This window comes from Candidatus Azobacteroides pseudotrichonymphae genomovar. CFP2 (assembly GCF_000010645.1).
GTDB lineage: Bacteria > Bacteroidota > Bacteroidia > Bacteroidales > Azobacteroidaceae > Azobacteroides > Azobacteroides pseudotrichonymphae.
On the sequence record NC_011565.1, the window covers coordinates 182,300 to 199,579 of the forward strand.

Consider the following 17,280-nt stretch of genomic DNA (forward strand, 5'->3'; position numbering starts at 1 on the left):
TTCTGTTAATTTTATTTTATACTGCGATGGGGTTCCTATCACGGTGTATATATAAGATACATATCTAACAATGGAAGACGACAAAAGAGAAAAATCGCAAGGCGAAGTCAAAAAAGAAGGTGGTAAAGAGAAAGTAATCTTGATTCCTGCAAGACTTTTCGATATCATAAAAGAATTGTGCAAAGATGACAACAAGATGACACAAGCAAAAATTATTCAAATTCTCTATGCCTATTTTGATTTGGGATGGTTCTTTGATATCCTGAAAATTCTTGAAAAAGAAGGGTCTGTATCATTCAACTTCTCACAAAAAGAAATTGCAGAAACATTAGAGAAAGAGTTCATGTTAATAAAAAACTAAGTAAAAAATGGTCCGATAAACGCTATAATGATAAAAATCAAGATGCGAGTAAGTTCCAATTTTTTCAGTCAAGCATTTTTTAAAAAAATGGAAATCCGCGGTATATATATTATTGCGAGGATGTTCGTAACATCAGAAAATTACGATAGTATAAGGTTCTAAATTATTCTGAATCAGGATATTTTGAATAAAATCAATTATATATGTTGCATTTGCTATGTTAAATAAACATAGGTGCTTCATGAGCTGTTCAGTGTTCATGGTGTCAAATAATGCTAAGGTTAGTCAAAAACCTTGCACTCTCCGATGGCTCAATCAAATATGACAAGTTTTTACTTGGCTTTTAAAGCCTTTACTAAAAACTCATAGGGAAGAGGGAAGGAAGAAAGGAATAATGGTATGCCTTCCTCGACCCAATCTGTACATATTTTTCGCATCTCTCGCTCCGCAGTCCCCATGAACAAACGATAACCTCTATGTAGGTGTGTGAAATATCCTTATAGGATTTCTTCTTTTACCGTACGTAATTTAACTCAGGATAATAAATAAATTCAAAACATCTTTGCAAATATTCTAATAACATTACCGTGAATCGTTATTTTATTTATCTTGCTTACAATGGTAGAAATTATTGTGGTTGGCAAATACAACCTAACGGCATAACTGTGCAACAAAGGATTCAACAATGTTTGAGTATTTTGTTGCGTAAATCTGTCACTATTATTGGAGCAGGACGAACAGATGCAGGAGTTCATGCCAATTTAATGACAGCTCATTTTGATTGGGAAGAGATATTGTCTACAACTAGCCTAACTAAACGATTAAACGGAATCCTTCCTTGTGATATTCTTATTTATAAAATTATTCCAGTCAAAAAGAATGCTCATGCTCGTTTTGATGCTATTTCTCGGAAATATAAATATTATATCACTTATCAAAAAAATCCATTTCGTAATGAACAACTTTTCAGATTAAAACAACCATTGAATAAACATTTGATGAATGAAGCATCTAATATTCTATCGGAATATTCCGATTTTACAAGTTTTTGCAAACTACATTCTAATACTAGGACCAATGTTTGTCGAATAAGTAAAGCTGAATGGAACACAGTACAGGGCATAGATATTTTTACAATAAAAGCAGACCGTTTCCTCCGAAATATGGTACGCTCCATCGTAGGAACAATGATTGATATAGGGAAAAATAAGCTATCTATAACGGATTTTAGAAAAATTATTGAAAGTAAAAATCACATTATGCTGAAATCTTCTGTTCCTGCTCATGCATTGTTCCTGACCGATATTGAATACCCTAACTGGATTTTTAAAAATTAAAATTTCAGATGAAAAAAAAATATATTCGGAAAATATTATTGGGAATAATCAGTTTACTAACAACAGTATCCTTGCACTCTGAAACGGTTAAAGATGTTTTTTTATCTATGCCCGAATCTATGCTTTTGTCCCTGAATTCTTCCAATCGGAAGGATTTAGTAGATTTGTACGATGCTCATACACAATCTGTTATATTGAATGCTTTTAAAGATACAGTTATTTTAGAAAATCTAACAAAAAATTATCTTTTGTTGAAGATGAACAATTATTCTTTGCAATTAATTGTTCTTCCAATGATTAATGATTCAAAACTTTATTGTATTATCCATACTATTTGTAATTCAGTGTGTGATAGTCGTATTGAATTTTATTCTATTTCATGGAAACAATTGCAAGCAAGCTTATTCATTACTCCAGTTGCTGAGCCTTATTTCATTGATAGAAATTCAGATAATATTACTCTGGATATTTCTTTTATCCAATTTACATATGATCCTGAAACTTTATTATTACAACAGTTTTACAACACGCCAGAATGTATGAGTGTAGAAAATCGACAAAAAATACAGCCTTTTATTAGAAAAAAAGTTAAAACATATAAATGGAATGGTATCCGATTTGAATAAACACATATCTCTTTGGTGTTGATTACCAATCAGCAAAAATAAAACTTCATTAGGATGAGAAGGTATATCCAACAAATTCTTCTCATTGTAACCTTACTCTTATTGTAACCTTAATAGGTTCGTAATTTGAACCTAATAGCTCTTCTAATCATTAGAAATATTTCTATATCATAAACTCCTTATTCAGAACATTTATTCTTTTGTAATTTTAAGAAAAACAAGTCTTTTATATTTGAAATCTCTTTGTATAAATTTATTCATATTAAACATTATTAGATCTCTTTTGTAATATTTTTGCTACATACTGACTTTATCTGATAAATTTAAAATTCCGATTTTATTCTTCATAAATAAATCGAAGCTTATCCTGTGTTATTTATTTTATATGTTCAGAAGTATGAAATGAATGAATGAATGAATGAATGAAAATCTTGTATTAAGACTTTTCTCCAGTTCTTATAATTTAGTGCCTTTCTTTATAGTTATTTAAACCCCAAATTGGAAATGTAGAATACTCACATTGGCTATTTCATTTTTTTATATAAATAAAATAGTAAGGGATAAAGATTATTAATTATGAGTGAGTCAAATCAATTAATATGTATTTGGTATGCTAGATATAGTGAATGTAAAAGAATTAATGAGGAGAATAAGATTAAAGAACAGGGTTAAACTAGTTAAAAAGAGATTAAGAAGATGAGAAAAAAGACAGGTATTTAATAACGATTAAATATTTGAAGATATAGGATATAATAAACAAAACGAGTGTAATGAAATATTTGAAGTTTACAATGCATTTATAAACGGAAGACTTCAACTAGCATAGTAATCAATTATACAATTTTTTACAAACCAGAAGTTTATCGGTTAATACTATTAATTGATTGTAATTTGATAATTACACTTTTCCTTAAAAGATAAAGAGTAGAAATTTTTATTGCTGTATGGATTAGAAATGGATATCAGAGATATATAATAGTTTATTAGACAATCAGTATTCTAACATAATAGATTATAAAAGAATAATCTATGTCTAATGTATAAAATAATAACTACGTTATACAGTTTATACAAGAGAGAACCTGTTGAGTAAAAACCAATATACAAGCTAATTGTTCTGATATTTTACCAAAACATATCTATATTCTATATTCAAATGTCAAAGTAGAAAAACTTGCTAAAAGCTTATAGTTGTCTTTTTTAATCACTCAAGAAAATAGTTTATTAATCCTAAAAACGTCAGAAATAAGTAAAGAACTGTCAACATGACTCAAAAAATAAAAATCATTTCGTTGCAAGATATAATTATAAATTTTTCGCTACTATCCATTTGTAAAAGCTGAAATAAGTAAAAATAATGTACTGCATGGTTGGTAAAAATTAGTGATAATTTTTCTTAGTATTTCAAATACTACAACTAGGAACACCTAATATTTAAGTAAATCCACTTGAAGTATTTATCTTTTCCTTGCCCGTATATAGTCATACCTTTCTGTAGAAAAACAAGTATTGCATTATAGAACAAAGCATCCATTGATGGATTAAAGATGTTTCTTATAAAATGCATTGGATTTTTTATTAAAATCAGTCATAAAACCAGTCCGGATGTAATGTAGTGACTCAAGTGTACGTACAAGGGACGTATCAACAACAAATACTTGTCCATCTTTTTTAGCAAACACTTAATAGTTTATCGTTTGACAAAAAATATTTTCCATATGCACTTCGTAATCAGCAATTGTTTTGGTCTGATAGGTTTAAAGCACCTGATCCTATGGCGTAAAGTTAATTCGTCCACTATAACATTCTTTTTCCTAAATTATCAAAAGTTATCAGTTGTAAAATGTAAACTGGCAATCGGTCAGCAACTGAACCTTTGACATGAGCATAAAAATTGGTTAGTATGTTTTCCTATCTTGTTCTTTTCCTATCTTCCTTAAAATAAGGAAGCCAAAGTAAATGTCTACAGTATTCCAAAATATCGTTGAAAGTCAGATTTGGATCATTCCATACAAATTTCATTAAATATCCTTTGAATATTTGTTCTATTTTTTGTATTGTTAAAATTGTATCATTGTTTAAATGATTATAATCAATTTGCCATCTTTTCACCGTTTAGCATTTCTTATCAAGCAAATCCAAATGCATAAGTATCTTTGATACTAAAAGCTAAAGTGTAATTTTTTGGAATTTTCGGTTCAGAACAAAAAAATCAATAACTGTATTTGTATTTTTTCAGAATACTAAACTGATTTATATAACTTGCGTATCATTGAAAACAAATAAACCATTAGCTGGAATGGAATAAAATTGATATAACAATTAAAATCATTATATCAACAGTCAACTGAATTGCAAGTTGTCGAAAATCAAAGGAATACTCTTCTTCGAAGAGTATCAAATATAAAATAAGGTTGAAAAAAGTCAAAAAGCACTTTCTTTAATTAAAGGTATATTAAACAGATGAACCCTTTCATCAAACAAGTAGGAATATCTATTTCTTAAAATTAACCTTTCTTCTTTTTTTAATCCTGCCCAACTTCTGTGCCTGAAGAATAATTAAAAATCACGTCAGACTCCCACGTCTAACTTTTCCAGACTTCGAAACATGGACTCTTCTATTACAAACGGAAACTGTGCAAACTCAGGCCTCCTAGGGACGATGCCGATTTAATCTCCATCGGTGTTCCCTTCCTTCTTATAACGAATATTGAACGCTTCTCTTAAGAATACCTCCTCATTTACCCATATTTACCTACTATGCTAGTAGTAGAAACTAACAACCTAATAGTTAAATTTGTTTAATTAAGGCTATTAGTTTCTATATTAAAAAAAGACAACAGTCGGCTTAAATTGTTTCGCTTCTTCAAAATCCATTAAGGCATAAGAAATAACAATAATAATATCACCAGGCTGGCCTTTTCGTGCTGCTGCTCCATTCAAACAAACCATACCCGAACCTCGTTTCCCTTTAATAACATAGGTTTCTAGCCTTTCACCGTTATTATTATTGACAACTTGCACTTTTTCTCCTTCAATAAGATTGGAAGCATCCATTAAATCTTCATCAATAGAAATACTACCTATATAATTTAGATTTGTTTCTGTTATTCTAAGTCTATGTAATTTCGATTTTAGAATCTGAATTAACATACTATTATTGTAAATAATGTAAAATAAGGGTACGAATGTAAGAAAATTTAGATAGAACTTAGAACAGTAATGCAATATCTAAAACTTCTCGTATATCATTTACATAATGAAATACCAGCCCTGTTAGGTAGATATCATTGATCTCTTCCACATGTTTTTGGTTTTCTTTACTCAAAACAATTTCTTTGATGCCAGCACGTTTGGCCGCCAATATTTTTTCCTTTATTCCACCCACAGGGAGAACTTTGCCTCGTAAAGTCATTTCGCCAGTCATTGCTAAATGAGATTTGACCTTTCGTCCAGTAAAAGCTGAAACCAAGGCTGTAGTCATGGTAATTCCTGCACTAGGACCATCTTTAGGAATAGCCCCCTCAGGAATATGGATATGAATATTCCAGTTTTCCAGAGTCTCAGGTATATCCAATTGGGAGGCATGCGTTTTGATGTATTCTAATGCTAGAATAGCTGATTCTTTCATTACATCACCAAGGTTTCCAGTCAATGACAATTTCGCATCTTTCCCTTTGCTCAAACCAGCTTCAATAAATAATATTTCACCTCCAGCAGCTGTCCATGCCAATCCTGTAACTACCCCTGCATACTCATTACTCTCATATTTATCTTTAGAATATTCTACAACTCCAAGATATTCAAACAGGTTTTTTATTGCTAGTTTTCTAGGATAATCGATATTCTCAGCAATTGTTCGAGCAACTTTCCTCAAAATTTTGGCAATTTTTTTGTTTAACTCTCTAACTCCTGATTCGTGTGTGTAAAACTCAATGATAGCTTCCATTGTTTTTCTTGGAATATCGAATAGAAACTTACTAATACCGTGGTTTTCTAACTGCATTGGAAGAAGATGTTTTAAGGCAATTTCTACTTTTTCTTCCATGATATAGCCACTTACATTGATTAATTCCATTCGATCTAACAATGGTGGAGATACAGTAGATAATGAGTTTGCTGTAGCAATGAACAAAACTTTGGATAAATCAAAATCAATACCGAGGTAGTTGTCATGGAAAGCAAAATTTTGTTCCGGATCTAGAACTTCTAACAATGCTGCACTAGGATCGCCTTTGTAATCATTCCCTACTTTATCTATTTCATCTAGAATGATCACTGGATTGGATGACCCTGCTTTCTGAATAGCTTGAATAATTCGCCCAGGCATAGCTCCAATATAAGTTCTACGATGTCCTCTTATCTCTGCTTCATCATGTAATCCCCCCAATGACATACGGAAATATTTTCTACCTAAAGCATTTGCAATAGACTTTCCTAAGGAAGTTTTGCCAACTCCAGGCGGACCATATAAACAAATAATGGGAGATTTCATATCCCCTTTCAGCTTTAAAACTGCTAAATGTTCAATTATACGATCTTTTACTTTTTCTAAACCGAAATGGTCTTTATCTAATATCTTTTTTGCTCGAGCAAGATTGAAATTATCTTTAGTATAGGCATTCCATGGTAAGGATAGAATGTTGTGAACATAATTCATCTGTGTAGAATAATCTGGAGAATTTGGATGCAAAAGCCCTAATTTTTTCAATTCCTTATCAAATACTATACGCTGTTCAGAGGTGAAATGGATTTTTGTAGCCTTTTCTTTAATTTCTTTAATTTCAATATCGTGAATATTTCCACCCAAAGCTTCTTGAATATTTTTCATTTCTTGCTGAAGGAAATATTCTTTCTGCTGCCTGTTAATATCCATCTGTGTTTTTTTACGAATAGACTCCTTTATTTCTACTAATTGTGATTCTTGTTCTAATAAAGAAAGAAGTTTATTATAACGTTCTTTCAGGTCATCACAAGCAAGGATTTCTTGTTTTTTCTTCATGCTTGACTCAACCGTAATGAAAGCTAAATTTGCTAAATAATCATAATCTTTTGATTGTTTCAAAGAATTTACTACAAAATCGGGTATGCCTATTTTAGAAGTTAAAATATGTAACAACTTATTTTTCACAACTTTCTGCTGTTCCCTGAATTCTTTATCTGATTTAGAAGGATAAATAGTTTTTAAAATAGAAAACTTCCCTTTTAAATAAGGATCCTCCATTGTAATTTCTTCTAAATGTACACGATGTACTCCCATCAATAAAATTGTAATACCCTCGCTTACTTCTTTTATCACATTAATGATCTGAACCACCAGTCCTACTGAATACAAATCATTGAATTTCGGATCATCTATATTAGTATCTTTCTGACAAAAAACACCTACTATTCCTTTTGCCTTCTGAACATCTTGTACTAATTTCAACGATTTAGAGCGAGCTACACTAATTGGAGTAGGTACGCCCGGGAAAAATATCATATTCTTTATAGGCAAGATGGGATTTTCCTTTATTAAATCTTCAGGGTCAATAGCTTTTCTCTCAACGATTATGTTCATTGGTGGTGCAATTATCTCTTCCATTTTGCTATTTATCTTTTCGTTGGTACCAATTTACCAAAAGGATTTTTGTATCAAATTACGAATATTGACTCCTCTAACAAGAGAACTTCTCAAAGTTACACAAAACTTTTTGAAGTATGCATTTCGAGGTTAAAATGCTATATGTCTTCAGCAAAACAGTTTATTTTGTATTTTTGATGCACCAAAGAATATAAGCTAATGGCATATTGGGAAGATATTTTTAAAAAGTTAGTTTCTCATTGCAAAGAGTATGGGTTTGTATTTCCTTCATCAGAAATCTATGATGGATTGGGGGCTGTTTATGACTATGGCCAAAATGGAGTCGAATTGAAAAATAACATCAAACAATATTGGTGGGATAGTATGACCTTACTTAATGAAAATGTAGTCGGCATTGATGCTGCTATTTTTATGCATCCTACAATATGGAAAGCTTCTGGACATGTAGATGCTTTCAATGACCTTTTGATAGATAATAAAGATTCTAAAAGAAGGTATAGAGTCGATTTACTGATTGAGGAGCAAATAGCCAAATATGATAATAAAATCAGTAAAGAGATAGAAAGAGCTGCTAAATGTTTTGGAGATGCTTTTGATAAGCAGAAATTTTGCAAAACCAATCCTTTTGTGTTGGAAAATATAGGTAAGAAAGAGGCATTGTGTACTCGTTTTGCCCAAGCCTCAAGTAAGAATAACTTGGAAGAGTTACATCAAATTATTACCGATTATGGAATTGTTTGTCCAATTTCTGGTACTAACAACTGGACAAATGTACGTCGATTCAATCTGATGTTTTCAACGAAAATAGGTTCTACTGCGGATGCAAAAATGGAAATTTATCTACGACCAGAAACGGCCCAAGGTATTTTTGCAAACTTTTTGAATGTTCAAAAAAGTGGACGTATGAAAATCCCTTTTGGTATTGCACAAATCGGTAAAGCATTTCGTAATGAGATTGTTACTAGGCAATTTATTTTCCGTATGCGTGAATTTGAGCAGATGGAAATGCAGTTTTTTGTTCGTCCAGGCGAAGAATTTCAATGGTTTGAAAGGTGGAAACAAATACGCATGAAATGGCACAAAGCATTGGGGTTAGGAAATCATAAATATCGTTTTCATGACCATAATAGGTTGGCACATTACGCAAATGCTGCCACTGATATTGAATTTGAAATGCCATTTGGATTTAAAGAAGTAGAGGGAATACATTCCCGCACTGATTTTGATTTGAATAACCATGAGAAATATTCCGGTAAAAAAATTCGGTTTTTTGATCCTAATATTAATAAATCATATGTACCTTATGTTATAGAAACATCAATCGGTTTAGACCGTATATTTTTGAGTATTTTAGCAGGTTCTTATTGTAAAGAAATTTTGAAAGGGAAAGATTCTCGAGTAGTTTTGAAACTTCCCCCTGCACTTGCACCCGTTAAGCTAGCTATTTTACCTTTGGTGAGAAAAGATGGTTTTCCGGAGAAAGCACGAGAAATTATGGATCAACTGAAAGTTAGCTTTCGTTGTCAATATGATGAAAAAGATTCAATAGGGAAACGCTACCGTCGTCAAGACGCTATTGGTACTCCTTATTGTGCTACTATAGACCAGAATACATTAGATCACGATCAACTAACTATTCGTTCTCGTGATACAATGGAACAAGAACATATTTCCATTGACTGGTTACAAAAAGTTATCGCTGACAAGGTAAATATAAAAAGTCTACTAAAACAAATAATGAAATAAATTAATGGGAGAAATGAAAATGGATATAATTAAAAATCTATATGGAAATCTGATAGATATTTTTATAGATCAGATATCCTACTATTTACTACATTCAACTTGCTGAGTTTGACTTTAGAAAGTCAAATGATAACAGATAAAATCAGTTCCTATTATATGAAACTATTCCAATTGTATTTTCCACATTAAATGTTCTTGAACCTTTTATTGGAATCTATTTGGAATTTGGATGTTGGATGTTGAGTAGAAGAGAACCTTGTTTCGAAAACAAACGCTGAATTATCTATGTTAAATGAAATCGTTGTAATATTAAAAGAAAGCAAAACTGGTATCATATACTCATAGTACTTCATCTCGAAAATACTCATCACAAATAAATTGATATACTTCTAAATAAGCAACGAAAATAAAAATCCATTTATTTGAATAAATTTTATTGATTAATGATTATTCAGATGATATTTCAGCTGTAAGAAGAAAAATATTGGAGAAATATCTGTTCAACTGATAAATATTTTGTCGTTACTAGAAAAGCTATTATTTAGCCTTCTCCTATCAACAGTATATATCTATATAGCTATATAGATATATAGTTTCTGAATATTTCATCTCTATAATACTCGTTTTCAAATTAACTTGTATACTCTCTCTGACATAAAAAATAGTGACTTAAAACTAGCAAAAAAATTGATAAGTTTTTAAAGGAAAGTTTTTTGCTAAAAACAATTCATATGAGAAAACACTTGATGATAATAAACATAACCTACTATAGTAGATGTCAAAACCATAAATAACAATTACTCCTAAAGGATGGAATTCAAAATTATAACTTATGAGAAATAAATTGAGCAAAACAAGTGTTAAGAGAAATGTTCCAAGGAACATACTCCACTAGTTTAGATAACTAACAAATTAGATCCCATAGTTTTTGAAGACGCATGACTATATTTAAATACTGTGGGATATAAACAATCGTAGTTTCGCATACATCTGAATCTCATACTTATTTTCAATTTAAATTCAATTTAAAAAATATCCAAAATTCTATCTAAAATAGGTTTAATTAACAAATACAATAAAGCAACAATATAAGTGATATATTTCTAGATTTATATGTGAGATATTGTAGAAATATGCTCTTTTCGAAAAAAAAAGTCTATATATACAAGGTATATCTCTTATGCTCATAAGAGAGAATAGTGTATGAAATTTTGATAAACTATAAAAAAGATTCTTTTACATTCATGATTTTATACGTACATTCTCTTTGAAAGTTATGGAAGTGTGGGTGAGTGGCTGAAACCAACAGTTTGCTAAACTGTCGTACAGGTAACTGTACCACGAGTTCGAATCTCGTCGCTTCCGCTCTGACAAGAATATCAAGGATAGTTTTTTTACTTCTAAGTATAATTGTGGATAAAAAGAATTGTTTTAATGTAAAAAAAATGAAAATATTAGTATTGAATTGCGGGAGTTCGTCTATTAAATACAAATTGTTTGATATGAAAGCTAAATCTATTTTAGCACAAGGAGGTGTTGAAAAGATTGGGTTAACTGGTTCTTTCTTAAAGTTGACACTCCCTAATGGGAAAAAAGTTATTCTTGAAGGAGAAATATTGGAACACCGTACGGGAGTTGAATATATTTTAGGGGTTATTACAAGTGAAAAATATGGATGTATCCGATCGCTTTCTGAAATAGATGCAGTGGGACATCGTGTAGTGCATGGAGGTGAAAAATTCAATTCTAGTGTCTTAATAGATGATGAAGTTATAAGAAAAATTACAGAATGTATTGATTTAGCACCATTACATAACCCACCTAATTTGAACGGCATTTATGCTGTGGTAGAATTAATGCCCTCTACTCCACAAGTAGGAGTTTTTGATACGGCTTTTCACCAAACAATGCCTGATTTTGCCTATATGTATGGTTTACCCTACTCTTTGTACGAAAAATATGCCATTCGGCGCTATGGATTTCATGGGACAAGTCATCGATATGTCTCAAAAAGAGCTTGTGAAATGCTATATATGTCTTACGAAAGACAACGAATTATTTCCTGTCACATAGGAAACGGAGCTTCCGTCACAGCAATAAAAAATGGCATATCTGTTGACACTTCTATGGGTATGACACCAGTAGAAGGTTTATTAATGGGTACTCGTTGTGGAGATATAGATGCAGGAATTCTTACCTATATTATGGAAAAGGAAAATATAGGGACATCAGCTATATCTACAATTATTAATAAATGTAGTGGCGTTTTGGGAACTTCTGGTATATCTTCTGATATGAGAGAAATAGATGATGCTATTGAAATAGGGAATAAAAAAGCTATATTGACTTCGGATATTTACACTTATAAAATTAAAAAATATATTGGGGCTTATACAGTTGCTTTAGAAGGGATAGACATTCTAGTCTTTACAGGAGGCGTAGGCGAAAATCAATTTAGAATTCGTCAAAAAATTTGCGATGGATTGGAATTTATAGGAATAAAAATAGATGAAGCAACGAATCATATACGAGGGAAAGAAACTATCATTAGTACAACCGATTCTAAAGTTAAAGTGGTGGTCGTCCCTACTGACGAGGAATTCATGATTGCTTTAGATACATTGAGTTTGTTGAGTTAATAAAATTAATTTATATATCTATGAATTATTTTGCAAAATTAGTAGAAAAACGAAGGAGTATAAGAGATTATAATACTAAAAAGAGAATATTGTCTCCCGAAGTGAAAAAACAAATTATAAAAGTTGCTTTGATGTCTCCCACGTCAAAAAACAGTCGCCCATGGCAATTTATTTTGGTAGAGAACGAGGAAATGTTGAAAAATTTGTCAGCTTGTAAAGCATCTGGAGCGGCATTCATTGCGAATTGTGCTTTAGCAATTATAGTTTTGAGTGATCCTTCACAAAGTGAAGCATATATCGAAGATGCAGCAATTGCTGCATCTTATATTCAACTTCAAGTAGAAGACTTGAAGTTGGGAAGTTGTTGGATACATGTCAGGGAACGCAAAACGGCAAATGGCCATAGTTCCGAACAATATATTAGAAATTTACTAAATATCCCTTTGCATTTATGTGTAGAATGCATCATTTCTATTGGATATAAAGCCAAAGAAATCAAATCACATGATGAAGAAAAATTGCAGTGGGAAAAGCTCCACATTGGTAATTGGTGAAGTATTTTGTGTGTTTTTATTTTATTAAAAATGTAATGACAATAAATATGCGTTCCCTTTTAAAAAATCAGTCACGGGCATTCTCTTTTTTCCTGCCAGTTGAACGTTTCTCAATCTAATAAAACCATCTTTTGTACGCACATCTATATATACTTTTTTATCCGAGACTATAGTACCAACAGGTAAAGAATAATCATGACAATCGGCTTTTTCAGTTTCAAATATCTTAAAAGGGAATGTCATTCCTTTGACACAAGTTAGCTCTGTCCATGCACCTGGGTAAGGCGATAGTCCTCGTATAAAATTATGTATTTCTCGAGTTGTTTTATTCCAATCAATTTTGCAAACTTCCCTAAAAATTTTGGGAGCTATTTTTAATTTTTGCTTACCTAAATTTGTCTCATCTTGCGAAATTAATTTCACTGTACCACTCAAAATATCATTTGTTGTTTTGACAACGAGCTTTGCTCCAAGGTACATCAACTCATCATGAATAGTTCCAGCATTATCGGTTTCCTTAATAGGAATACACTCTTGAGCAATAATTTTTCCTGTATCAATTTCATAATCGAGAAAAAAAGTTGTAACACCAGTCTCCTTCTCTCCATTAATAATGGCCCAATTAATAGGTGCAGCACCTCGATATTGAGGTAATAAAGATGCATGTAAATTGAATGTCCCTAAACTAGGCATATTCCAAACAACTTCTGGAAGCAAACGAAATGAAACTACAACTTGTAAATCAGTATTCCATGCTTTTAAACTTTTTAAAAAATCTGGATCTTTCAACTTTTTAGGTTGAAGTAATGGTATCTCATGAGATAAAGCATATTGTTTAATTGGAGAAAATTGTGGTATACTTTGATGCTTTCCTATAGATTTATCTGGAATAGTGACCACACCAACTACATTGTATCCTTCCCCAATTAGGGCATCTAAGCTTGCAACAGCGAAATCAGGCGTACCCATGAATACAATTCGTGCTTTACTTGCAGTCATACTTATTATTTATAATAAGTCTTTTAATTTATAGCAAACCATCTTAGGTTTTGCTATACTATAAATAATATCGGTTACTTTCCGAAAAGATCATCTTTTTTTGGGAAAAAAACACAATTCAGACAATCTGCACAACGATTATTTTTTACTTTTTTATTTGAAAAGCTCTTGAATAATTTTTTTAATATACAAAGCACAACTACTATTCCAATTCCTATCACTGTTAATGACTGTATCATACAGTTGAAAAAAATATTTTAATTAAAAAAAGCAGATTTAATGTTTGCTGTGAATTCTAAAAGAGGATATAACAACATTCAGACCAAAAAGAATTAAAAAAAATGGCAGCTACTTACTCTCCCGCAATCGCAGTACCATCAGCACAATCGGGCTTAACTTCTCTGTTCGGAATGGGAAGAGGTGGACCCCCGACGTTTTAACCACCAAGATCTTTAATTGTATATACGATTAACATATGTGATAAAACAAGAATTAAGATAGGACTGAACTTAGTTATTTTTGCATAATCAAAAATAAATCAGATAAGCATTCGGGTAATTAGTACTGCTCGGCTATGATGTTACCATCTTTACACCTACAGCCTATCTACGTCGTAGTCTCCGACGACCCTAATGGAAATCTAATCTTGGAGATGGCTTCGTACTTAGATGCTTTCAGCACTTATCTTATATCCAGACATAGCTACCCAGCGATGCTTCTGGCGAAACAACTGGTATACCAGCGGTCTGTCCGACACGGTCCTCTCGTACTAGTGTCAGCTCTCCTCAAATTTCCCACGCCCACAACAGATAGAGACCGAACTGTCTCACGACGTTCTGAACCCAGCTCGCGTGCCACTTTAATGGGCGAACAGCCCAACCCTTGGGACCTTCTCCAGCCCCAGGATGTGACGAGCCGACATCGAGGTGCCAAACCATTCCGTCGATATGAGCTCTTGGGAATGATCAGCCTGTTATCCCCGGAGTACCTTTTATCCTTTGAGCGATGGCCCTTCCATGCGGAACCACCGGATCACTATGCTCTAGTTTCCTACCTGATCGACCTGTCTGTCTCTCAGTCAAGCGTGCTTATGCCATTACACTCTACGAACGGTTACCAATCGTTCTGAGCACACCTTTAGAAGCCTCCGTTACACTTTTGGAGGCGACCACCCCAGTCAAACTACCCACCATACAATGTCCTTGCTATTGCAAGTTAGGATTCAAACAATCCAAGGGCCGTATTTCAACGTCGACTCCACTGACACTAGCGTGCCTGCTTCACAGTCTCCGGCCTATCCTACACATCAATTATACAAATCCAATGTAAAGCTATAGTAAAGGTTCACGGGGTCTTTTCGTCCCGTTGCGGGTAATCGGCATCTTCACCGATACTACAATTTCACCGAGCTCATGGTTGAGACAGTGAGAAGATCGTTACACCATTCGTGCAGGTCGGAACTTACCCGACAAGGAATTTCGCTACCTTAGGACCGTTATAGTTACGGCCGCCGTTTACCGGGGCTTCAATTCAATGCTTCTCTTCCGATAACATCTCCTTTTAACCTTCCGGCACCGGGCAGGTGTCAGGCTGTATACTTCATCTTTCAATTTCGCACAGCCATGTGTTTTTGCTAAACAGTCGCCTTCTCCTATTCTCTGCAACCTACTTTTCAATAGGCGTCCTTTCTCCCGAAGTTACAGGACCATTTTGCCTAATTCCTTAACCATGAATCACTCGAGCGCCTTAGTATATTCTACTCAATCACCTGTGTCGGTTTACAGTACGAGTACCTAAACAATTAACAGTAGCAGTTTTTCTTGGAAGTATGATTACCTTCTTATCCGTTTGTGCATGCACTCACGGTACTATCAGGTTCGACTCTTACAGCGGATTTGCCTACTGTAATCCACATCTACACCCTTCAACCAGCTATTCCGTCAGCTGGCAGAAGTTTCACTCCTTCGTCTCTGCTTCCCTCATTTAAGCAGTACCGGAATATTAACCGGTTCATCCATCGGTTTCACCTTTCGGCTTACCCTTAGGTCCCGACTTACCCTGATCCGATTAACGTTGATCAGGAAACCTTAATCTTTCGGCGTGCAGGTTTCTCACCTGCATTATCGTTACTTATACCTACATTTGCTTTTCCAATCGCTCCAGCACCAGTCACCCAACACCTTCTACGCAATTGGAATGCTCCCCTACCAATTACAGTTAAAACTGCAATTCCACAACTTCGGTAATATACTTATGCCCGATTATTATCCACGCCCAATCACTCAACTAGTGAGCTGTTACGCACTCTTTAAATGAATGGCTGCTTCCAAGCCAACATCCTAGCTGTCTATGTAATTAGACTTCGTTAAATACAACTAAGCATATATTTAGGGACCTTAGTCGATGGTCTGGATTCTTCTCCTCTCGGACATGGACCTTAGCACCCATGCCCTCACTCCTGATCTATATTTATACGCATTCGGAGTTTATCTAGACTTGATAGGCGATGAAACCCTCGCATCTAATCAGTCGCTCTACCTCATATAAACAATTAATCAAGGCTGCACCTAAATGCATTTCGGGGAGTACGAGCTATCTCCGAGTTTGATTAGCCTTTCACCCCTACCCTTAAGTCATCCGAAAATTTTTCAACATTCACCGGTTCGATCCTCCAATTAGTATTACCTAACCTTCAATCTGCTCAAGGGTAGATCACTCGGTTTCGCGTCTACTCCTGCTGACTAATACGCCCTTATTCAGACTCGCTTTCGCTTCGGCTACATATCTTAAATACTTAACCTTGCCAACAAAAGTAACTCGTAGGTTCATTATGCAAAAGGCACGCCGTCACATAACATAATTATGCTCCGACCGCTTGTAGGCAGACGGTTTCAGAATCTATTTCACTCCTTTATTCAAGGTTCTTTTCACCTTTCCCTCGCGGTACTAGTCCACTATCGGTCTCTCGGGAGTATTTAGCCTTACGGGATGGTCCCCGCCAATTCACACAAGATTTCTCGTGTCCCGTGTTACTCAGGATACTACTAAGCTTCATCGCTAAGTCGTATACAGGATTATCACCTTCTATGATATATCTTTCCAGATATTTCTACTTTAACGACATCTTGCCCCATTATGTAGTCCTATAACCCTGGTCATGCCTAAACACAACCAGTTTGGGCTCTTACGCTTTCGCTCGCCACTACTTACGTAATCACTATTGTTTTCTCTTCCTCCAGGTACTTAGATGTTTCAGTTCCCCGGGTTTGCTTCCCTTTCGAGATGTCAGACAATAACGCCTGACAGGTTGCCCCATTCGGATATCTGAGGTTCAATCAGTTATTTGCACCTAACCCCAGCTTTTCGCAGCTTATCACGTCCTTCTTCGCCTCCGAGAGCCAAGGCATCCACCGCCTGCCCTTATTTACTTATCT

The 17,280-nt window shown here is 33.7% G+C and carries 9 protein-coding genes, 1 tRNA gene and 2 rRNA genes; 7 read left to right on the forward strand and 5 right to left on the reverse strand.

What is annotated here, in order from left to right; genetic code table 11:
* Positions 1-70: 70 nt before the first annotated feature.
* The 3 genes from CFPG_RS00830 (at position 71) to CFPG_RS00840 (ending at position 2,324) form a co-directional block, all read left to right on the forward strand.
* Positions 71-361, forward strand: coding sequence for a hypothetical protein (locus CFPG_RS00830; RefSeq protein WP_041572352.1), 291 nt, complete (start codon positions 71-73; stop codon positions 359-361).
* Positions 362-948: 587 nt separating this feature from the next.
* Entirely contained in the window at positions 949-1,698 is a 750-nt protein-coding gene (gene truA / locus CFPG_RS00835; protein WP_012573177.1) for a tRNA pseudouridine(38-40) synthase TruA, read from the forward strand.
* An 8-nt stretch (positions 1,699-1,706) separates the two neighbouring features.
* On the forward strand, positions 1,707-2,324 hold the full coding sequence (locus CFPG_RS00840; RefSeq protein WP_012573178.1) for a DUF3256 family protein: 618 nt from the start codon (positions 1,707-1,709) through the stop codon (positions 2,322-2,324).
* Between the two features lie 2,826 nt (positions 2,325-5,150).
* Here CFPG_RS00840 and panD read toward each other — a convergent pair.
* Together panD and lon are read right to left on the reverse strand one after the other, a co-directional pair.
* Complete coding sequence (gene panD, locus CFPG_RS00850) at positions 5,151-5,477, reverse strand: aspartate 1-decarboxylase (RefSeq protein WP_012573179.1); 327 nt, start codon at positions 5,475-5,477, stop codon at positions 5,151-5,153.
* A gap of 58 nt (positions 5,478-5,535) precedes the next feature.
* Positions 5,536-7,884 (reverse strand): endopeptidase La, encoded by a 2,349-nt coding sequence (gene lon, locus CFPG_RS00855; RefSeq protein WP_265348051.1) that lies wholly within the window; start codon positions 7,882-7,884, stop codon positions 5,536-5,538.
* Positions 7,885-8,106: 222 nt separating this feature from the next.
* On the opposite strand from lon, the gene CFPG_RS00860 reads away from it, so the two are divergent.
* The 4 genes from CFPG_RS00860 to CFPG_RS00875 all read left to right on the forward strand — a co-directional run bounded on the left by CFPG_RS00860 (position 8,107) and on the right by CFPG_RS00875 (position 12,847).
* Positions 8,107-9,654: a glycine--tRNA ligase gene (locus tag CFPG_RS00860; RefSeq protein WP_012573181.1), complete on the forward strand. Its 1,548-nt coding sequence runs from the start codon at positions 8,107-8,109 to the stop codon at positions 9,652-9,654.
* 1,278 nt (positions 9,655-10,932) lie between these two features.
* A tRNA-Ser gene (locus tag CFPG_RS00865) sits at positions 10,933-11,019 on the forward strand.
* Between the two features lie 80 nt (positions 11,020-11,099).
* Positions 11,100-12,293, forward strand: a complete 1,194-nt coding sequence (locus CFPG_RS00870) for an acetate kinase (protein ID WP_012573182.1) — start codon at positions 11,100-11,102, stop codon at positions 12,291-12,293.
* Positions 12,294-12,313: 20 nt separating this feature from the next.
* Complete coding sequence (locus CFPG_RS00875) at positions 12,314-12,847, forward strand: nitroreductase family protein (protein WP_012573183.1); 534 nt, start codon at positions 12,314-12,316, stop codon at positions 12,845-12,847.
* Positions 12,848-12,871: 24 nt separating this feature from the next.
* Here CFPG_RS00875 and fmt read toward each other — a convergent pair whose 3' ends face one another.
* From fmt to CFPG_RS00890, 3 genes are all read right to left on the reverse strand, one after another.
* On the reverse strand, positions 12,872-13,846 hold the full coding sequence (gene fmt, locus CFPG_RS00880; RefSeq protein WP_012573184.1) for a methionyl-tRNA formyltransferase: 975 nt from the start codon (positions 13,844-13,846) through the stop codon (positions 12,872-12,874).
* A 339-nt stretch (positions 13,847-14,185) separates the two neighbouring features.
* Positions 14,186-14,294 (reverse strand): 5S ribosomal RNA (rrf, locus tag CFPG_RS00885).
* 90 nt (positions 14,295-14,384) lie between these two features.
* Positions 14,385-17,280, reverse strand: a 23S ribosomal RNA gene (locus CFPG_RS00890).